Below are 19,737 nucleotides of genomic sequence, written 5' to 3'. Positions count from 1 at the left end.
TAGAGCCGTGCCCAGTACTGTACCAAACGCTCCACAACGGAACGACGACCATGAAAGTTCTCAACGCCTCGATCCACGGCATTCTCGACTATGCCACGGTAATCGCCTTTGCTTCCGCACCGACCCTCCTCGGGTTCTCGGGCGCACCCGTCATGCTGGCCTACCTGCTCGCAGCTGTTCACCTGGCCATGACCGTCCTCACCGACATGCCGCTTGGCCTCGTGAAGATCATCCCCATGCGCGTGCACGCCCTGGTCGAAATGCTTGTCGGCCCCACGCTGATTGCCGCAGCCTTGTTGGCCCCATCGCTGGTCGTGGGAGCCCAGGGGTTCTTCGTCGCGAGCGGCGTTGCGATTTGCGCCGTTTGGTTGCTCAGCGACTATGCGTCGGCGACACAGTCCGCCTGAATGCTGGCGCGGCGTGATTGTCCCGCCGGTGCGTGCAGCCAGACTATCGGCGTGATCGACGAGATCGCCTTCCAGCCCAACCTGCTGGCTCTCAGCGCCGGCCTCGAGGCGGCCCGCGCCGGCGAGGCCGGCCGCGGCTTCGTCGTGGTGGCCACCGAGCTGCGCGGCCTGGCCCAGCGCCGGGCGACAAGACGGCGCCCCGTCAGCCCAGAACGCCCAACCAGCCGCTGCCGCCGCTGCCGCCGCTGCCGCCCCGATAGCCGGGGAAGACGGCGCTGGTGTCGGCCACCCCGAGATGCCGCGACGTGATCTCGGAGAAGACCGACCGGAAGTCGGTGGTGAGGGCGAGGTCGCGTCCTTCGTACAACTGCTCACGCGCCAGGCCGGGCCAGCGTCCGTGCACCGTGCCGCTCCTCACGCTGCCGCCAATCACGAACATCGCGCCCGCGTGTCCGTGATCGGTGCCCCCGGTGCCGTTCTGCCGCACCGTGCGGCCGAACTCCGAACAGGTGAGAATCACCACGTGCTCCATGCGGTCGCCCAGATCGGTCACCAACGCCCCCACCGCGTCGCTGAAGTCGCGCAGGCGATTGGCCAACTGTCCCTGCGCGGCCCCCTGATTCACGTGCGTATCCCATCCGCCCACATCCGCGAACGCCACTTCCAGCCCCACACCAGCCTTGATCAGTTGCGCGATCTGCAGCAGGCGCTGGCCGAAGGGTGAGCGTGGATACACGGCGCCAGGCGCCGGACGGTACTGCTGCGGGTTTGCCGCGCGCAGCACCTTGAGCGCCTCGAACATGTCCCGCCCGCTGCCGTGGATGACGTCGCTGCGTCCGGTCCGGTAGAGCGCCTCGAGCCGCTGTTCGGCGTCGCCGCCGTTGGCACGAATCGAGAACTCTTCGATCGCACTCATGGCCACGACCGCCGACGCCCCCTCGAGAATGCGCGGCGTTTGCGCCGACATCGCTACCGCGCGGAAGGGCGACCCGCCGGCCCGGGGCCCCGCGGGCGCGCACGATTCGCAGGTGCCCTTCACCGCGAGATACCGGTTGAGCCAGCCGTCGGGCGTCCCCTTTCGATCGGGGGTGCCGGTCTCCATGTAGTCCTGCGCATCGAAGTGCGAACGGGTGGCACTCGGGCTGCCCACAGCGTGAATGGGCGCCAGCAGGCCGCGGTCCCAGAGCGGCTTGAAGCTGGCCATCGCCGGATGCAACCCGAAGAAGCCGTCGAGATCGATGGCGCCCAGCGCGCCGTTGGTGCGCGTCGGGGACCCGATCGCCAGTTGCGGACGGGCGCTGGCGTAGCCCGGGTCACCGAACGGGACGAGCACATTGAGGGCGTCGGCGGCCCCGCGCTGGAAGAGCACGATCAGCGTCTTGCCCGTATCGCGAGCGGGCAGGGCCATGGCGGCCGCCGTGCGTCGCAGGAAGCTCGGCGAGAGCCCCAGCGTGAGCAGCGAGAGCGCGCCACCCTTGAGAAATACGCGTCGGTTCATCGACAGGTCTCGGGAGAAGGTCAGCGCCGCTGGAATTCCGGCGCACCGAGCGCCAGCCCAACGATGTGGGCCAGTCCGGTGGACGCACCGGCGGGGTCGGCAACGCGGCCGCGCCGCTGTGGGCGCATGGCGGGCGTCATGGGTTCGGGTGCGTCGGTGCTGTCGGCATCGTCGAGCGCCGTCAGCGCGTCGGCGCCGCCGCGCGCGGCAAGAAACGGGTTGCGCCCCGTGATGAGGACCTCGCGCGTGTCGCTCGATACGGCCCCGCCGAGCAGGGCACGAATGACGCCGTCCACCTGCGCGGGGCGATCGAGCGTGCGCAGCGAGTCGTACAATGGCCACCGGGCAAGCCGTACGCCGGGTACCCGATCGCCGGCCACCGTGAGGCCGAAGTTGATCCGATTGAGGATGGCCCCGGTGTTCATCCACGCCTCACCGGTCTCCGGATACCCATTCGGCGCCTGATGGCCGAACAATGGCTGCCCCAGGCGACTCACCAGCTGCGCAGTGCGCGCCGTGACATCAGGCGCCGCGTTCAGGGCGCGCAGCGTGCTGACCACCAGTTCGAACGGCGACTTCACCTTGGCGCGATAGGCGTCGGCACTGAAGAACTCCGGGCTCGTGACGATCGTGCGCACGGTCTCCCGGATGTTTCCCCGCGACAGCCGAAAGCGCTCCGCCGCCCGGGCCACCAGGGCCGGCGGCGGCGAGTCGCTCACGAACCGCTGCGCCAGCTTGCGCGCGATGAACTCCGCGGTGCGGGGGTGATACGCCAGCAGATCCAGGACCGCTTCGCCCTCCTCCTGACCGCGGCCGGCCGGGAAGCGGACGCCCAGAATGGTCTTGGCGCCAGCATCATGCGCCTGCGGGCGAAAGACGAATCCGCCTCCTTGCGCCCCGCGCTCGAGCGTCCACCCGGTCAGGGCGCGCGCCACCTCCACCACATCCTGCTGCGTGTACCCGCCATCTACGCCCAGCGTATGCAGCTCCATCAACTCGCGCGCGTAGTTCTCGTTCAGCCCCCGCCGCCGTCGCTGCAGCGCCTCCACCCGCGCCATCTGCTCGGGGCTCGCCCCACGCGGCTGAACGGCGCGGCGCACGGCCTGCGCCCGGCGCGCAGCGCGCGGCGGGGGAATCGGTGTCATCACCGGCCGGCCACTGTCCGCGACGCTCTGCCAGTTGTCCAGGTAGTAGAGCATGGCCGGGCTCTTCGCGACGGCCCCGAGCAATGCCCGGAAGTCGCCCATGGCATGCTGCCGAACCGTGTGGTCGAAATCGTTGAGGAAGTAGCGTGTCCGATCCTTGCCGGCGAACACATTGAAGTGGTTCTCCCAGAAGTCGACGAGGACCTCTTCCAGCTGCCGTTCGCTGAGCACAGCGCGCGCCACCCGGCTGGAGGCCAGCTCACCAAGCGCCTGGACCGACCGACGCGCCTGCTGGCGCAGCCGCTGCGAGTCGACGGCCGTCATGGGGCCATCGCCACGGCGCGCTGCCGCCGCCAACGCCACGGCTGGTGGCGGAAACTCGGCCAGCAGCCGATCCGCCGAGTACGCCAGCGTTCGATACTGACGCAGCAGCGAATCGGTGGCATGATCGGCAAGGCGCTCCGGCTGCAGTTGCCGAGCGATCCAGGCGTCCACCCCCAGGCGGCGTACCGCGTCCACATCGTGCGGTCGTGCCCCGAACGCCAATCGGTTGAGGACGTGCTGCACCTGCTGGTCGGCCGTCTGTTCCCGCAGGGCGCTGGGGGGTGGCGCGGTTTCGGCCGCCGGCCCGCTCGCACGGCGGCGGCCCATCCCGCCGGCGCACGCCGCGAACAGGCACACCGTGAAAGCGACGCCGCCGGCCATTGTGCCGGTACGCCAGCGCGTACGTCTGGTTGGTTCCTGCCCCATGCGAACTCTCGGAAGTGGTCGTTCGTTTGGACGCCGCGCGGGCGTGCCCGTTAAGCAGATGTCGCCCCCCTCCCGTGGTGTATCTTTCCCGCATGGCCTCCACCGCTTCGTCGAGTCGTTTCGAGCGTTTGCTCGACGCGGCGTTCGCCACCGGCACCCTCACCGCAATCGCCACCGGCGGCGCCTTGCTGGGACTCGGCTGGCGTGAAGGCGAAGTGGGACGAGTCTTTCGGCTGGCCGGGCGCGGGCTGCTCGAGCGCCTGGGGGTCACGTCCTCGGCGGCGCCGCTCACATCGGTCGCCCTTGGGTACCTCCATCACCTCGTGATCGCCACGAGTTGGGGGGTCGCGCTGGCGCTGCTGGTGCTGCCGCTGCGCGGCATCGTCCGCCCGGTGGCGGCACTTCTGGTCGCGGCGGTGTACGTCACCCTCGCGGCCGAAATGCTGCCGGCCCCGCTGCGCATCGGGTATGCGGTGACGGCCAGCGTACCGGGCGCTGTTCCCATTGGAGCAGCGCTGGCGTTGGCGCTGCTCGGGGGCGGCTGGCTCTACGCGACCGACGAGGAGCGCTGATCGATCTCGGCCGCCGGGCGGCGGGATCGTGACGCAGTCGCGACCGGTGCATGCGGGTGTTCGCCACGGGCACTTCCTATGCTTCCGCAACGTTGCACTACATCGGGTGGGACGTCATTCCCACGTGGACGGCGCGCGCCGGAGGCCGACCACCCGATCCTTCACTCACCTGTACCCAGGAGGCAACCCATGGACGTCCTCGTTCGACTCGAGGCGCGTCCGAGCGATTCGCCGGTACTCGCGCACGTGAATTCGATTCCCGTGCTTCCGTTCGGCACTCGCTCGCGGCGTGAAGTCGTCACGCTGTACGGACACGCCGACGCGCAGGCTTTGGCACTGGCGTTGGCGGCCACATTCGAAAGCGAGCGCATGGAAGCTTCGGCGTCGGGTGTGGTGCGACACCTCGGTGTCTGGCCGGACCGCGGGGCAGTGGGCGACTCGGCGTGGCGCGATGGCGCGACGGGCCGCCTCATGACGCAGGATCACGACATTCCGCTCCTGACCCTCGAAGCCCGCGCGTCCGAGCTCCTCGGGGCGTGTGGCCCGACGTTGCGCCGGGTGGCGGCGGGGCTCGCCATGCCCGACTGGCCCGAAGGCACTGAACGGGCGCTCAGCTTCTCACTGGCCAGCGGCAATGCCGCCAGTGGAGGAGGCTCGCTCGACGATGAAGCCGGCGTGGAAAACTGGCTCGACTCGCTCCGGCAGGCGGATGCGTATTCGTACGATGAAACGGAGGCCGACTGAACCCTGTTCTGTCAGACTTGGTAGGAAAGGCGGGCGGGTCACTGCGGTGATCCGCCCGCGCTGGTTTTCCGGAGCGCACCGACCCCGCTGCGGGCAACCGTCAGTGTTCCCCCGACGCGCCGTCCGGTCCAGTACGCTTGCTCCCTCCCGGTTCCGGGCGCACCCTCAACCGACCCGCCGGGGTCCCCAGGCCGGCGGCGCATGATCACCCTGCGTTGGGAGGGACAATGCGCGATTACGACAGCGCCGGCATCAGAAACATCGCCGTAGTCGGTCACAGCGGCAGCGGCAAGACGAGCCTCGTGGATGCCCTCTGTTTCGCCGCCGGCACCGGAAAACGCCACGGCACGGTGAAGGAGGGCACGGCACTCACCGACCACCTGCCCGAGGAAATCGAACGGGGCTACAGCATCAGTCTCGGGTGCGCGTTCGCGGAATGGCAGGAGACCAAGATCAATTTCATTGACACGCCGGGCTCGCTCGACTTCCAGGGCGATGCGGTGGCCGGATTGACGGCCGCCGACGGCGCCCTGTGCGTGATTGGCGCGGCGAGCGGCGTCGAAGTGGGGACCGAGCGCATGTTCCGCGCGGCCGTCGCCAGACGCGATCCCGTCCTGTTCGTGGTCAGCATGATGGACAAGGAGCATGCCGACTTCGATCGCATCTACCGGCAGATCACGCAGCGCCTCACCAGCAAGGTCATTCCGGTCGAGATCCCCTGCGGCGAGGGGGGCACCTTCACCGGGGTCATCAACCTGTTCACGCAGCGCGCCTACATGTACACGAGCGGCGTGAAGGGGGAGTACATCGAGACGGATATCCCCGCCCACTGTCAGGAGGCGTTCACGCGGTACCGGCAGGAGCTCATCGAGGCCATCAGTGCCACCAATGACACCCTGCTCGAACGCTACCTCGACGGTCTCGACATCGATCGGGACGACGCCATTCACGGCATGAAGGACGCCATGGCCCGCCTCGATCTCTTCCCGCTCTTCTGCGTATCGAGCGAGAACATGATCGGGGTGCGCGCCCTGCTCACCGAGCTCGTGCAGCTCATGCCCAACGCCTACGAGATGGAGGAGATCCACGCGCTCACGGGCGCCGAGGGGCAACACACCATCCCGCTGCACGCCACGGACGACGGCCCCTTCGCGGCGCACGTCTTCAAGACGCTGGCCGAGCCGCACGTGGGCGATGTGAGCTATTTCCGCGTCCTCTCCGGCCGTGTCGTCAACGGACAGGAGGTCTTCAATGCCACGCGAGACGGTGTCGAGAAGCTCGGGCATCTCTCCGTGCCGCTGGGGAAGGAGCGCCTCGAGGTGCAGACGCTGCACGCCGGCGACATCGGGTGCGTTGCCAAGCTGCGCAACACGCACACCAATGACACGTTGTCCACCCGCGCGCATCCCATCCGGCTGCCCGCCATTCAGTATCCGGAAGCGGTGGTGCACTTCGCGGTGAAGGCGTCGGCGCGCGGGGAGGAGGACAAGCTGCAGCAGGGGCTCCACCGGCTGCACGACGAAGACCCCACGGTCACCGTGCACTACAATCCGGAGACGCACGAAACCATCGTGGGCGGCATGGGAGAGCGTCACCTCGATGTGGCCATGGCCGTCCTGAAGCGGAAGTTCGGCGTGAGCGCCGAGCTGTCACGACCCCGCATCGCGTTTCGCGAAACCATCACGGCCAGGGCCGAGGGGCAGGGACGACACAAGAAGCAGAGCGGCGGGCGCGGCCAGTTCGGGGACTGCTGGATCCGCATGGCCCCCATGCCACGTGGCGAGGGCTACCTGTTCGAGGACGGGATCGTGGGGGGCGTCATTCCCTCGAAGTACATCCCGGCTGTGGATCGCGGCATTCAGGAGGCGTCGGCGCGTGGTGTGCTCGCCGGCTTCCCCCTCGTCGACTTCCGGGTCCAGGTGTACGACGGGTCCACCCACTCGGTGGACTCGAACGAGATGTCGTTCAAGCTGGCCGGCATGCTGGCCTTCAAGCACGTCGCCAGCCGCTGCCGGCCGGTCCTGCTCGAACCGCTGGATCTGCTGGAGGTGACCGTCCCCGATGCCTACCTCGGTGACGTGATGGGTGACCTCTCCGGGCGGCGCGGCAGCATTCTGGGCACCGATGGCCTTGGCGAGCGCACGGTCATTCAGGCGGTCGTCCCGCAGTCGGAGCTGCATCTGTATGCCACCCAGCTGTTCTCGCTGACGCACGGCTACGGCACGCTCACCCGGCGCTTCAGCGGCTACGAACAGGTTCCGCACGAGGCGGCGCAGCGCCTGATCGACGAACATGCGCGCGAGGCGGCAAAGACCGAGGCCTGATGCCAGGCCTGTTGGTTACACCTTGTGGTAGGTGATGCGGGCGGCCTCGCGACGATCGCTCGCCAGGTAGATCTCGAAGTCGCTGAAGAACGCCGGCGCCTCCTGCTGCAGCACCCGCAGGGCCAGCACCGCCAGGCGACGAATCTCGAGCTCCGCCGCCTCACTCGAGCGCAGCTCCAGCATCGTACGCCAGGCGCGCGCATTGCCCGTGACCACGATCTTGGTTTCGGTGCTGTTGGGCAGCACGCCGCGCGCGGCTTCGCGCGCCATCTTGCGGCGATGCACCTTGTCGTCGACCCACGCGTACCGCGACATCAACTGCTCCACGAGCCCCACGTAGCTGTCCAGCGCCGCGCCGACCTGCGCCGTCCAGGCGTCCTCGAGCGGCACATCGCCGATGATGGCCGGCGGCATCACGAATTGCGCGTCGCTTTCGTCCACGTACCGCTGCGACAGCTGCGAATAGGCAAACCCGGCCCGGTGACGCACCAGCTCATGGGTGAGCGAGCGGCTGATCCCCTCCAGAAGGAGCGAATAGTTCGCGTGCTCCAGCACGCTGCCGTGCCCCTGCTTCTTGATGTTCTCCAGATACTCGCGCGTGTCACGGCCGGCCGGATTGCGCTGGCTCATGTAGCACAGGCGCCCGGCGTACTCCGCCAGCCGTTCCCCGTCGGTGGCTTCGCCGATCCATTGCACGGGCAGATGCCCCGGTTCGCTGAACTGGGGACGCGCGAGCACGGTAACGGTGGGCTCGCGGAGAATGGCACGGTCGGAGAGCGGCATCGGCAGGGAAAACGAATGGAGGTCGGCAAACGAGGCCGGGCGCGCCCGTTCCGGCAACGCCACCCGGACGTAGTTTAACCGCATGCCTTCGGATCGCCCCAGCTCCCGCTCCGTCCAGCAGGAGATCCAGCAGACCCGCCCCTTCCGCTCCCGGACCCAGGAAGCTACCATCGCCCTGCTGCGCACGGCGTCGGTGGTGTCGCGGCGCTACGCGCGCCTGGTGGAGCCGCGCGGCCTCAGCCTGGCCCAGTACAACGTGCTTCGCATCCTGCGGGGGGCGGGGAGCGAGGGGTTGCCCACGCTGGCCATTCGTGATCGCATGATCGACGAAGGCTCCACGGTGACCCGCCTGCTGGACAAACTGGAGCAGGCCGATCTGGTGAGCCGAGACCGCAGCCGCCCCGACCGGCGGCAGGTGCTCTGTCGCATTACCCCGCACGGCGAGGCGCTGCTGGCAGAGCTCGACCCGGCCATGGACGCCGCCGATACCGAGGTCATGTCGGTCCTCGCCCCGGAGCAGCTCGCCACCTTCATCGAACTGCTGGCCTCGGTACGGACCGGGAACGGCTAACTGGTCGTCGCCCCGAGCGCCGCCTCCAGGCGAAACCGGCTCCAGTCCCGCGTACGCTCGATGTCGGCCAGCACCGCCGCCGCTTCGGCGGGCAGGGCAGGCGCGGCCGGGTCGTGGCGCAGCACCTCGAAGGGGACGGCCCCCGGGGTGGCCACCTTGCACCCAGGGTTCAGAATACCACTCGGGTCCGCTGCCTCCTTCACGTGGGCGAACGCGGCCCGCGCCTCCAGCCCCCACACCCGATCCAGCAACGGCGCCCGCAGGCGGCCGTCGCCGTGCTCCCCGGCCAGCGTCCCGCCCAGTCGCGCCGTCAGATTGCACACGTCCAGCAGAACGGACTCGACCGTCTCCCGCCAGCCGGGACGGGTCGTGTCCACCAGCGGGTTCACATGGGCGTGGGCATCGCCGGCGTGGCCAAAGATCACCCCCATTACCCCGGCCCGATCCAGCAGGTCGCGCACGCCGCGTACATAGGCCGGAAAGTGCGACGGGGGCACACAGCTGTCCTCAATGAACTGCATGCTGCGCAGCTGCGGGGCCAGTTGCGAGAGGATCGGGCTGGCGGCATGACGCAGCGCCCACAGCCGATGCTCCGCCTCGGGATCCAGTCCTGCATGAAGCTCCATGGCGCCACTTGAGCGCCATGATTGCATGACTCCAGACAAGTAGCCCCGGCACGCGTCGGTCGTGTCACCCTCGACTTCGGCAATCAGGACCGCCTCGGCGTTGGTTGGCACCCCGGTCGCACCGCCGCGCGCCGCCACCGACAGAAAGGTGCGATCCAGCAGCTCGCAGGCGGTCGCCCCCAAGGCGGCGGCCTGCCCGGCACACTCCGTCGCCGCTTCGAGCGACCCGAAGGTGGCCAGCACCGTGGCCGTGCTCGTCGCAACCGGCAGCAGCGCGACCTCCACTTCCGTGAAGAAGGCCAGCGTGCCCTCGCTCCCCACGAGCAGGTCCACGAGATGCCCGCCGGGGGCCAGCGCCGCCGCGACACCGTACCCCGACGACTCCTTCCGCACGCCGGCGTGCACCAGCAGTTCGGCCGGAACGCGGCGACCGATTTCATCGAGCGCGCGCACGAGCCGCTGTACCGCGGGCACATGCAGCGGCAGCAACCGATCCCGGTGCACCCACGCGTCCGAGCCATCGTCGAACACACACCGGACGCCCACGATCCACGGACGGGTGGCACCAAAGCGCAGTGTGCGGGCACCGGCCGCGTTGGTGGCCAGCATGCCCCCAATCGTACAGAAGGCACCGCTCGACGGGTCCACCGGAAAGCGAAGGCGCTGTGCCCGCGCCGCCCGATCGATCCCGCCGCGCAAGGCCCCGGTGCCGGCGCGCAGGCGTTCCAACTCCGTATCGACAGGCCCGAGCCGGTCGAGACGCGACAGGTCCACCACCACGCCCGGCCCCACCGCGCCGGCGGCCATGCCACTCCCGGAGCCGCGCGGAATGAGCGCCGTTCCCGTGCGCTTGGCCCACGCGACCAGCCCGCCCACGTCGTCGACATCGGCCGGCACCGCCACCGCCGCCGGCAGGCAGCGCGCAATGCCGGCCCCCTCGGCGTAGAGCGCCCGCGCCAGCAAGTCCGTGCGGAACGGCCCGCGAAATCCGGACGGCGCATCGGCAGCAGTGAGGTGGCTCAGATCAGCGGGCACAGGGCAGCGAGCAGGAAAGGGGCCGGAACGACCGTGACTCGGCACGTCCGGACTCGTATCTTTGAGGGAATATGTCCCTCCCCGCTCCGGTTTCCGAGGCGCTCGCGCGGCGCGACGCGGCGCGCTTCTGCGCGGCCATACTGCCCGCGGTGTCGCGCACCTTCGCCCTCGGCATCAAGGCGCTGCCCGGGGATCTGGGACAGGCCGTACTCGATGCCTATCTGCTCTGCCGCATTGCCGACACCGTCGAAGACGCACCCGGCATTGACCCGCAGGTCAAGGCGGCGCTCTTCGACGACTTCCTCGCCGCCTTCGACAGCCCTGCCGCGCTGGCGCGTTTCACGGCCGGGGTGCAGGGGCTCACCGGCGATCTGGCCCACCTGACCCTCACGAAGAACACCCCGCTGGTCTTCGCGCATTTCGCGCAGCTGCCGCCCAACACGCAGCACCTGGTGCGCAAATGGGTGGCCGAGATGGCGGTCGGCATGCGGAAGTTCGTGCTGCTCTATCCCGACGGCATCCGCATCCAGACCATCGACGAGTACAAGGAATACTGCTACTACGTCGCCGGCACCGTGGGGTACATGCTCACCGATCTCTGGCATGAGCATTCGTCCAGCATCGGCGCGCGGCGTTACGCCATTTTGCGGGAGCGCTGTCGCGCCTTTGCCGAGGCGCTGCAGACGGTGAACATCCTCAAGGATGTCGCCGTGGACGCGGAAAAGGAAAACTCGGTGTATGTCCCCGAGGAGCTGCTGCGGGCACACGGCAGCACCCAGAGCCGCATTCTCGCGCCGGAACTCATCGCCAGCAACCGCGAGGCGCTCACCCAGCTCATCCGGCTCGCGTGGCACGACCTCGAGGAGGCGTTGGTCTACCTGCTCGATATTCCCCGTCGCGCCGTGCGCATTCGGCTCTTCTGCATTCTGCCGCTGCTGCTGGCCTATGCCACCCTGCGGGATCTCGTGCAGAGCAACGCCATGCTGCAGCCCGGCGGGAGCGTGAAGATCACGCGTCGCGAGGTGAAGAGCCTGCTCATGACCGGCAGCATGCTGGTCATGAGCAACGCCGGCGTACGCTGGCTCGTGGCCCGCGTACGCCGGCGCAGCTTCGAACTGGCCTTCACCGACTGACGCGTCGGCACCGATCCGCTAGCGTCCCGAGAACCAGCCGGACGGGGTGAAGCCCACGGGGTTGACCTCGAAGATCTGGCTGCGCGACCACCGTCCCGTGGTCGGGAAGTACGGGGGCGGGAACGGGAGTGCGCACCGGTTGAAAGACAGGTCCTCGTTCACCCCGTGCAGATTCGCCCCGCTCATGGTCCCGGTCTGGCCAATGAAGTTCGAGATCAGCCCGCCGATCACCCGCACCGTGCCGCGATTCACGTACTGCGCCGCCGGCAGGCCGGCGGGCGGGTTCGGACGCTCCGCCCCGTACGTGTGCAGCGCCATCATGGCGGCGTGTACCGCCATGTCGGGGCGGCGCGGGGAGTGATCGAAGTCCTTGCGGGCCAGCCAGGCCGCGCCGGTGTTGCTGTTGTCCCGGCGCCGCTGGGGAGCCTGCAGGGAGTTGTCCGCGTACAGGATGTACTGCCCCGCGAACAGCCCCACGATGTCGTCATCCGCCCGGCAGTTCCCGCTGGCCGTGGCCGGGCTGGTGGCCTGCACCAGATCGTGCGCAATGATGATGTTCGTCCGTGCCGAGACCGTCACCCGTCCGCGCACGACCCCGCTCACCGCCACGCGCCCCTCGGCGAAGATCATACCACGGAAATCGGGGTTGAGTGCGGGGCTCAGCGGCCAGAGATACGCGCCATCGGGGCGCGCCGCGACGGCGGCGGGCACCGTCCCCGCCGTCCGCAGCATCCAGCCGCCCACCGAGTCGGTCGGCTGGAACTCGCCGGTGGGGGAGAGCCGGTCGTCGCCCCCCAGGAAGCACCGCGCGTTGACGTTGTCGTAGGCGGTCTGCTTGTTGATCATGCGCGCGCGATAGTTGGCGCCGGTCAAGACCGCCGGAATCGCGCGGAAGGTCTGGGGGACGGCCTGCAGCGCCCCAACCGTGGTGACCACGCCGCAGTTCGGTGAGAACAGCAGGCTGTCCACGACCGCCGTGGCCCCGCCGGGAATCAGCAAGGGCTCGACCGGAGGCACCGGCACCGCGCCCATGGTGTAGCCGGCCCCGTACGGCGCCGTGCTCGTCTGCTGATACACGCGGAAATAGCCTTCGTCGGCGCCCGTCGTGTTGCCGTCGCCATTGACATCGATGGCCACGAACTCGATGCGCATCGTGGCGTTCGCGCTGTCGCCCACCGTGAGGGTTGGAGTGAACACGTACCCGGCCCGATTGGCGATCGACTTCACCCGATCCAGCTCGGCCGTGGTCGGCAGCGGAATGATGGCCACCCGCTCGCGTGGCGGATCGCCGCGATACTCCGCGGAGGCCCGATTGCGGATGATCCGCGCGGTCGTGACCTGATCGTGGAACACCGCCTGCGGCCATGGCGCGGCATTCCACACCCAGATCGTGTCGTTCGAGTGCACCGGCCCCTGCGCCTGGGCGCCCAGCGCCCACCAGAGGGTCGCCCCATTGGCGCCTCGGCCCACGTTGGAAAAGCTGGCGTAGCGGGCGAACGACTCCTGAAACACCTCCGCGCGACGGATGGCGACGTTCCCGAAGCCATCCGAGACGCGCGTGACGATCTCGGCCTGGACGCCGTATTCCCCGGCGCTCGCGAGGCTGTCGGTGTTGCCCAGGCGCGAGACCCACGTGCTGCGCTTCACGCCGGGCATGCCCGTGATCTCCAGTTCCGCCTCGATGGCGCTGAAGCCTTCCGCGGGAACGCTGTCCTGGCGGGCGTTGAGGCGGTCGCGCGTCAACTCCAGCCCAGTCAGGGCCACGTCATCCAGTCTGGAGGTGCGTTCCGATCCGTTCTGGATGATGCGCCCGGTGGTGGCCTGGGTGGCCGAGGCGAGGGCCAGCGTGACGGCGACGACCGTCACCAGCAGCACCAACAGCAGCGCATAGCCGCGACGGGATCGGGTCGACGCGGCGGCCCGGCGTCGACGGGGTGACCGAGGAAACAGCGTCATGGTACCACCACCGTGGCAGATGTGGTCAAGGAAGACACGTTCGGCGTGCAGTCCTGCACGGCCAGCGCGTACCGGTAGGAGCGTCCCAGCCCCTCTTCCACGCCGCCGTCCCGGTAGCTGTATGTGGTGCTGCCGGCGACCGTGCTGATGCCGGCGAGCGATTCCCCCCAGCTGCCCGCCCCCACGATCTGTCGCCACAGGACATAGCGCACCGCGTCCGACTCACCGCCGCCGTCATCTGTCGCGTGCGGCCACGAGAGGAACACGGCACTGCTGTCTGCGTTCCAGGTGGCCGTGATGCTGGCGGGGGCGATTGGGGGGCGGCCACAGGCGCGTGACTGACGCGGGGCCGCCGTATTGGGCATGGCGACCAGGTAGCGCACCGGCTCGGTTTGCGAACCCTCGCCGTCCCCGCGCCCGAGCCGATAATTCACCTCCACCGCGCGCACCTGATCGATGCGTGCCGTGACGGCCACCCCCGTATCGGGAGCCACGCCCCGCTCCGCTACCGTCTTGGCCAGCGGCAGCCAGGCCCGGGGTACGGTGTCGAGCCCCACGGTGGTGCTGAAGTACCGGTTCGGATCGTACCAGTAGCGCAGGAACGGGGTCGTCCCCGCTCGCCGGAGCCCGGTGGCGATGATCTCCGGCGGGCGATTGTTCACCTGGCGGGTGATCATCACGTCGCTCGCGTTCGTCGAGGTGGTATCGCGCACGAACCGGAAGATCACCAACTCCGCCGGTCCGACCGTGCCTTCGACGGCCGTGTAGTCCTGCAGCGGATACGTCACCCCGGGGCTGGTGCCGGGAATGGTGATGGCGGAGGAGACCGGAAGGGCACCGACGTCGGCGGAACTGGCGTAGGTGTCCACGTATACGGAGCCCGTGAACGACGAGGAGTCGAGATCGTTGGTCAGCAGGTCGGTATTGAAGGCAATGACGCTGTCGTTCGCCGCCACCAGGATGGGCTGCACGTCCGTCACGTTCGTGCCCGCGGTGCGCAGCTCCATGCGCAAGAGGTCCCGCGTGAAGCGCCCGCTCTGGACTTCGGTCTGCTGGCTCGCAATGGCGCGATAGCCCTGCGTCTGGGACAGCAGGAAGGCGACGGCGGCACCGCTGACCACCCCGAACAGCACCAGGGCGATCATGACTTCGGCCAGCGTGAACCCACGGCGGCGGCGTAAAGATGGTGTGGTCATGGGGCGGCGATGGTGATGGACCGCTTCACGGGCACGGGCAACCGCCCGGGCACCGACGACGTCACGTTGACGGTAACGACCGTGCGATTGCGGCCGCTCAGGCTGTCAACGCTTACCGACGTGGAGAGCGAGTAGCCGTCGAAGCTGCCGTTGTAGGCGTCGCCCGTGAGCGAGGTGAGCGTTCCGTAACTGGGCCAGACGAGCGCCCGATTGATCTGCATGTCGGCGATTGCCTGCGCGCGGGCGCGGCCGCTGCTGTCCACCACGGAACGCGAGAACAGCACGGTGCTCATGGAGAGCCCGATGACGAGCGTCGCCAACAGCGCCATCGCCACCAGCACCTCGACGAGCGTGAAACCGCCACGGGGACGGTGGACCGTTGAGGGGGTCATGGGGCGCGCTTCCACTGACTGCCAGTCCATGAGTACCAGGCCGAGCGGCCCGTCGCGCGCGACACCTGCACGGCGCGCGCCTCCCGGACCTCTTCATCGGGCAGCATGCTGCGGACGGTGGTGAGGTAGAACGTGGCGGCGCGGTCCGTCGATCCGGAGCGCTGCACGAGCAGCATGGGGCCTCGCGTATCCGGTACCCCCGCCAGCGCCGATGTGCTGTCGCCCGCCAGCGCACTCACCCCGGGCGGCCGCGCCACCACGATCTGGTCGGGCAGTGGGGTCAACCGCTCACGCTCCGTGTCCTCCGCACTCTGGTTCTGGTTCGCGTCCCACACGGTCCGCAGCATTCCCGCGGACGTGTCGAACACCACCAGGACATTGTGCTGACGGCTCACCGCATCGCGCTGAGCGGCCATGAGGACCAGATCGATGGTGCGCGCGGCGGTGTCCACGCGCGTGTTGTCGAAGCGCACCCGTGGCAGCACGAACGTGGCCGTGATGCCGATGATCGCAATCACGAGCAGGAGCTCGATCATGCTGAAACCACGGCGGTGTGGACGGACAGGGGACATGGCGCGGTTCTCTCCCGATGAATGACACCGAAAGACGCAACGTCCCGGGCAGCCGTCACATAAGCATCACGTGTGGTGTCACGACCATCACGACCTGACAGCCGTGCCCGCACGGAAACGGCGGCGCGCTGCGGTCCGGGTGGGAACGGAACGGCACCGCGGGGGACCGGCGCCGACCGCTAAAACGGGCTCGGCCCCTGCAGCATCTTTTCCAGCAGCGTGGGCGACGCCTGCAGGCGGCCATGCTGTGCCTCGTCGAGCAGCGACTCGATACGCTGCTGCGCCCGCCCCACCATCGTGCGGAACGTGCGGGCCATGGTGCGCCAGCACAGCCACGTCACGCCAACGGCGATCGCCGCCAGCAGGGCCATGATGACCACCACCACCTGCGGCATCATCGTCAGGAACAGCAGTGGCACGGCCGCAACGCCCAGGACCAGCAGCGCCGCGCCGGCCGCCCCCAGCGTGGCCGTACGCACCGACCGACGTGCCCCATCCACCACGGCGTCGAATCGCAGCACCGAGCGCGCGTCGTCCACGCGGGTGGCACTCACCACGAGCTGATCCACGCGCACCAGGTCGAAGCGCCGGCCCCCCGAGCCCAGCGAGCGGAAGAAGTTCCCCAACGGATCACGTCGCGGCTCCCAGACCACGCGATCGGCCGTACGGCGTACCGCCACCATGTACTCATGACGCGGCAGAAACGCATCGAGGTCGCGCAGCAGCTGCTCCGGCGTCCCGGGGACGGTGCGCTGCGCACTTACGACGGCCGGGCCGATGCTCGCGAGCAGGCCGCTGCTGCCCGTGACCGGCAACGTGACCTGGGCACGCTCCTCCGCGATGGCCTGTCGCACATGCTGCACGTCCAACCCCACTTCCCTGGCGATCTCCACCAGCCGGGCTTCGCTGATGGTGTCGCCAGGCTCACCGGGCTCGGTGTTCTGCAATTCAGAGGCGCGGGCGAGCACGCGCTCGAGTGCCGTACGTGGAAGGTCACGCATGTCAGATGCCACTGAGCACGATGTCGATTTGCCGTGCCAGCGCCTCGCGAATGATGGCCGGCACCGTGAAGGTACGATCGAAGAGGGCGCGCACGTCTCCGGTCACGCGTTGTCCGCTCTGCGTCAAATAGTAGCGCTGGTACCCGTCGAGCAATTCGGGGGCGATGCGGGTCAGCAGCATGGCCCCGGCCTGAACCTGCCCCGACGAAATGAACTGCGCGGCCACCCCGGCGCGCTGCTGCGCCGGCGTGGTGTTGTCGCTCACGGCCGGACCCACCAGCGCGCCCGTCGCCTCGTGGGCGAACACATACAGCACCTCTGCGGCATCGGCAGGTCGCGCGGGATACGTCACCGCCACCATGACGCGTCCCGTGTACCCAGGCCCGGTGCGTCCCTCACCGCCGATCGGCAACGACAGCACCAGGTCGCCCTGCCGCTGTCCGGTGTTGTTCAGGAACCGCTCGAACTTGTCGCGATAGACCTGCTGCCACAGGCTGTCCACCGCCGTGATCGTGGGGGCACGCTCGCGCAGCTGCCGCTGATGTTCGGCGAGCAGGAAACGCGCGCCCTCGTCGTCCACGCCGGTGAGGAACAGCCGCAGCCATTCCCGGTCGCTGCTCCCCGGAAAGAGCGCCGCGAACGGCTGCAGGCGAAACGCGACGTCGCGGCTTGGCGCGCGTCGCACGTCGCCGCCGAGCTGGAGATAGTGCTCGGCCGTGGCCCGCAGCTCGTCCCACGACCCGTAGGCAAAGGGGAGAAACTGCGCATCCAGGTAGCTGCCCCGCTGCAGCCCGCGCCGCAGCGCCTCGCGGTTGCCGTCGAGCGCGGTGAGCAGATTGCGCTGATTCTTGAGAACCGTGATGGAATCGCGATAGCCACGGCGGTAGAGCGGCACCGACGCCGTATCGTCGCTCAGCATGGCGAAGGCGTGCAGCCACAGGTCCACGTGCGGGACGGTGCGAACGGGCCACCGCAGCGGCGGTGGCGCCACCGCCGCCGTTGCCGCGCTGGCCCCGCCGGCCCCGCCGGCCCCGCCGGCCGGGAGGGCAGCGGGGCCCGCGTCGGTTGGGGCCCCTGACCGGGCAGGTGCCGACGCACAGCCCAGCAGCAGGGCCGTGCCGACCACGACGGAAACGCGGAGAGTCATGCTCTGAATACACGCCGACCGGGTCACGGGATTCAATCCCATCGGCTGTCGCGCCGCCGACGCCAGGCGCCAGCGTCGCCCAGCGGGCTGCGGCTATCCCTGCCGGCCGCAGGTCACGCAGTAGCGCCAGTGCACATCGAGTTCCGTACTGCACGCCGCACAGTGGCGCTTGGTCAGATCCATGCCACAGTACGGGCAGTAGGTCACGGCGCGCCCCTGCGGCAGCGTGTTGTCGCAGAAGCGGCAGCAATGACTGTCGGCGTACGTGGCCCGCTCCGTCGTGTGGTGACCCACCGTTCCAGCGAGCTGCGCTCGGCCGGCCACGGCCGTCCCTTCTCCGGGCGCCGGAAACAGATCGTCCGCCGGGTCGTAGGCGGGGTGTGCCCGTACCGCTCCGGAGCCGCTGCGGCGGACGACGGGAGCCTCGGCGCCGGCGCCGGCGCCGCTGCCGGTCGCCGCGCGCGCCGGCTGATTGAGCTGCAGCGTGCTCGTGGCCCAGGCCCGTACCATGGACAGGGTGGGCGACGGAAACGCCAGTGCCTGACGGCAGGCGCGCTGGAGTGCCGGATCGGCCATCACGTAATTCCGCTCGCCGGCGACCAGACGCAACAGCGCCGATTCAAAGGCATCGGCACCACCGTTGGCCATCTCGCGGCGGACCTCGCGGAACGGCAGCAGCCGCTCCTCGAGATCACTCAAGGTGAAGCCGAGCGCGAGCAGCTGCGGATGCTGAGTGCGGATGGTGCGGGACAGGCGGAACGCCAGACGATCGAGATCGTCGAGCGAGCGGGCAACGGTGCTCACTTGCCGCCGGTTCCGGGCTGGGGGTCCACGGTGTTGCCCATGCGCTCACGCACGGCCGTGCCGATACGCTCGATCACGCGCTCGGCCACGGCCTTGTCGTGCTCCTGCGCGTCGTGCCAGCCGTAGCCGTACCCAATGGCAATGCCGGTGGTCAGAGCGAAGAGATACTTGTACATGGGCACCCAAGGTGAGTCCCGGCGCCCCAGCGCCGGGATGCGTGTCACCTCATGGACGCACCGTGGAACGCGCCGGTAACGGCGGTGCCGGAACGAACCGTTCCACCACGGGAAACGGCGACAATGACTGCGCCCGCACCTTGGGCCCCTGGGCCTGCAGCCAGGCGTCGAACTGCGACGCCACGAGCCCGTCCGAAGCATCCTGCGCCGCTGCCGCCCGCGTCGCCAGATGGTTGGCGTATTCGTTCTGCGGATGCCCGGCATGCCCCTTCACCCAGCACCATTGCGTCTCGTGCAGGGCGATGGCGTCCACAGCGTCCTGCCACAGCTCCACATTCTCCACCGCGCCATCTTTGCGCTTCCATCCGCGCGCCATCCAGCCGCGCACCCAACTGGTCATGCCATCCACGATGTAGCGGGAATCGGTCGTGAACTGCACCGACAGGCGGTTCCCCTTCCGTGACATGGCAGCGTAGCTGTCGATCACCGACCGCAGCGCCATGCGGTTGTTGGTGGTGGTGGGCTCCGACGCCCACAGGTCGAAGCGGGCCACGGTACCGTCGGCCTTGCGAAACTCCACGAGGGCCCCGAGACCGCCGGGGGTGGCTCCGCTCTGGCCATTGCCCAGGCACGATTCGTCGGCGTAGACCGCCACCAGCGGATAGCGCGCCGTCATCGCACCGCCTCGAGGGAATCGATCTCGTCCACGATCAGCTCCAGCCGATGCCCGGTGCTCGGATGCCGTGCCACGATCACCTCGCGGCCACTGTCCACGCGCAGGCGCTCGGGGATCACGACGTACTCCGTCCCGCGCCGCATGATGGTGAGGCGCGACCCATCGATGATGGCCCGCTCGAGCAGGTCGTATTGCGCGGTCGTCGGTTGCATGGGAGGAACGTTCTGCG

General features: G+C 68.9%; 20 protein-coding genes and 1 pseudogene. 7 read left to right on the top strand and 14 right to left on the bottom strand.

What is annotated here, in order from left to right:
* Positions 1-50 precede the first annotated feature (50 nt).
* Positions 51-407: a hypothetical protein gene (locus LW840_RS05305; RefSeq protein WP_291276551.1), complete on the top strand. Its 357-nt coding sequence runs from the start codon at positions 51-53 to the stop codon at positions 405-407.
* Between the two features lie 24 nt (positions 408-431).
* A pseudogene (locus LW840_RS05300) lies at positions 432-593 on the top strand (methyl-accepting chemotaxis protein); the annotation flags it as partial.
* A gap of 16 nt (positions 594-609) precedes the next feature.
* Here LW840_RS05300 and LW840_RS05295 read toward each other — a convergent pair.
* On the bottom strand, positions 610-1,905 hold the full coding sequence (locus tag LW840_RS05295) for a DUF1501 domain-containing protein (RefSeq protein WP_291276550.1): 1,296 nt from the start codon (positions 1,903-1,905) through the stop codon (positions 610-612).
* Positions 1,906-1,925: 20 nt separating this feature from the next.
* The gene (locus LW840_RS05290; RefSeq protein ID WP_291276549.1) at positions 1,926-3,701 is read right to left on the bottom strand and encodes a DUF1800 domain-containing protein; all 1,776 of its coding nucleotides are present in this window, start codon (positions 3,699-3,701) and stop codon (positions 1,926-1,928) included.
* 191 nt (positions 3,702-3,892) lie between these two features.
* Here LW840_RS05290 and LW840_RS05285 point away from each other — a divergent pair, with 191 nt between their 5' ends.
* The 3 genes from LW840_RS05285 to LW840_RS05275 all read left to right on the top strand — a co-directional run bounded on the left by LW840_RS05285 (position 3,893) and on the right by LW840_RS05275 (position 7,440).
* Entirely contained in the window at positions 3,893-4,372 is a 480-nt protein-coding gene (locus LW840_RS05285; protein WP_291262892.1) for a hypothetical protein, read from the top strand.
* 189 nt (positions 4,373-4,561) lie between these two features.
* A complete protein-coding gene (locus LW840_RS05280) occupies positions 4,562-5,116 on the top strand; it encodes a hypothetical protein (RefSeq protein WP_291276548.1) in 555 nt (184 codons plus the stop codon).
* A 227-nt stretch (positions 5,117-5,343) separates the two neighbouring features.
* Positions 5,344-7,440, top strand: a complete 2,097-nt coding sequence (locus tag LW840_RS05275) for an elongation factor G (RefSeq protein WP_291276547.1) — start codon at positions 5,344-5,346, stop codon at positions 7,438-7,440.
* A gap of 15 nt (positions 7,441-7,455) precedes the next feature.
* On the opposite strand, the gene thyX is transcribed toward LW840_RS05275, so the two are convergent.
* Complete coding sequence (thyX, locus tag LW840_RS05270; RefSeq protein WP_343213621.1) at positions 7,456-8,223, bottom strand: FAD-dependent thymidylate synthase; 768 nt, start codon at positions 8,221-8,223, stop codon at positions 7,456-7,458.
* 82 nt (positions 8,224-8,305) lie between these two features.
* On the opposite strand from thyX, the gene LW840_RS05265 reads away from it, so the two are divergent.
* The gene (locus tag LW840_RS05265; protein ID WP_291262888.1) at positions 8,306-8,794 is read left to right on the top strand and encodes a MarR family transcriptional regulator; all 489 of its coding nucleotides are present in this window, start codon (positions 8,306-8,308) and stop codon (positions 8,792-8,794) included.
* On the opposite strand, the gene LW840_RS05260 is transcribed toward LW840_RS05265, so the two are convergent.
* Positions 8,791-10,455: an FAD-binding oxidoreductase gene (locus LW840_RS05260; RefSeq protein ID WP_291276546.1), complete on the bottom strand. Its 1,665-nt coding sequence runs from the start codon at positions 10,453-10,455 to the stop codon at positions 8,791-8,793. The two genes, LW840_RS05265 and LW840_RS05260, sit on opposite strands and share 4 nt — an antisense overlap.
* A 71-nt stretch (positions 10,456-10,526) precedes the next feature.
* Between LW840_RS05260 and LW840_RS05255 the strand changes: the two genes are divergently transcribed.
* Positions 10,527-11,588: a phytoene/squalene synthase family protein gene (locus LW840_RS05255; protein WP_291262886.1), complete on the top strand. Its 1,062-nt coding sequence runs from the start codon at positions 10,527-10,529 to the stop codon at positions 11,586-11,588.
* Positions 11,589-11,606: 18 nt separating this feature from the next.
* Here LW840_RS05255 and LW840_RS05250 read toward each other — a convergent pair whose 3' ends face one another.
* The 10 genes from LW840_RS05250 to LW840_RS05205 all read right to left on the bottom strand — a co-directional run bounded on the left by LW840_RS05250 (position 11,607) and on the right by LW840_RS05205 (position 19,720).
* Entirely contained in the window at positions 11,607-13,544 is a 1,938-nt protein-coding gene (locus LW840_RS05250; RefSeq protein WP_291276545.1) for a hypothetical protein, read from the bottom strand.
* Positions 13,541-14,740 carry a type II secretion system protein gene (locus LW840_RS05245; RefSeq protein ID WP_291276544.1) on the bottom strand — a complete coding sequence of 400 codons (1,200 nt, stop codon included), beginning with the start codon at positions 14,738-14,740 and terminating at the stop codon, positions 13,541-13,543. The genes LW840_RS05250 and LW840_RS05245 overlap by 4 nt, the downstream gene beginning before the upstream one ends.
* The gene (locus LW840_RS05240; RefSeq protein WP_291266326.1) at positions 14,737-15,132 is read right to left on the bottom strand and encodes a prepilin-type N-terminal cleavage/methylation domain-containing protein; all 396 of its coding nucleotides are present in this window, start codon (positions 15,130-15,132) and stop codon (positions 14,737-14,739) included. The genes LW840_RS05245 and LW840_RS05240 overlap by 4 nt, the downstream gene beginning before the upstream one ends.
* Positions 15,129-15,704, bottom strand: coding sequence for a prepilin-type N-terminal cleavage/methylation domain-containing protein (locus LW840_RS05235; RefSeq protein ID WP_291266325.1), 576 nt, complete (start codon positions 15,702-15,704; stop codon positions 15,129-15,131). Before LW840_RS05235 ends, LW840_RS05240 begins: the two co-directional genes overlap by 4 nt.
* Before the next feature lie 179 nt (positions 15,705-15,883).
* Positions 15,884-16,705: a hypothetical protein gene (locus LW840_RS05230; protein ID WP_291276543.1), complete on the bottom strand. Its 822-nt coding sequence runs from the start codon at positions 16,703-16,705 to the stop codon at positions 15,884-15,886.
* A gap of 1 nt (position 16,706) precedes the next feature.
* Complete coding sequence (locus LW840_RS05225; protein ID WP_291276542.1) at positions 16,707-17,852, bottom strand: hypothetical protein; 1,146 nt, start codon at positions 17,850-17,852, stop codon at positions 16,707-16,709.
* A gap of 93 nt (positions 17,853-17,945) precedes the next feature.
* Positions 17,946-18,656: a zinc ribbon domain-containing protein gene (locus LW840_RS05220; protein WP_291262879.1), complete on the bottom strand. Its 711-nt coding sequence runs from the start codon at positions 18,654-18,656 to the stop codon at positions 17,946-17,948.
* Positions 18,653-18,832: a hypothetical protein gene (locus tag LW840_RS05215; RefSeq protein WP_291266322.1), complete on the bottom strand. Its 180-nt coding sequence runs from the start codon at positions 18,830-18,832 to the stop codon at positions 18,653-18,655. Before LW840_RS05215 ends, LW840_RS05220 begins: the two co-directional genes overlap by 4 nt.
* 49 nt (positions 18,833-18,881) lie before the next feature.
* The gene (locus LW840_RS05210; protein WP_291262877.1) at positions 18,882-19,508 is read right to left on the bottom strand and encodes a ribonuclease H; all 627 of its coding nucleotides are present in this window, start codon (positions 19,506-19,508) and stop codon (positions 18,882-18,884) included.
* Positions 19,505-19,720, bottom strand: coding sequence for a hypothetical protein (locus tag LW840_RS05205; protein ID WP_291266321.1), 216 nt, complete (start codon positions 19,718-19,720; stop codon positions 19,505-19,507). Before LW840_RS05205 ends, LW840_RS05210 begins: the two co-directional genes overlap by 4 nt.
* Positions 19,721-19,737 lie beyond the last annotated feature (17 nt).

This window comes from Gemmatimonas sp., assembly GCF_021298855.1.
Taxonomy (GTDB): domain Bacteria; phylum Gemmatimonadota; class Gemmatimonadetes; order Gemmatimonadales; family Gemmatimonadaceae; genus Gemmatimonas.
The sequence above is the reverse complement of the archived record's forward strand: the minus strand, read 5'-3'. Positions and strand labels throughout refer to the sequence as shown.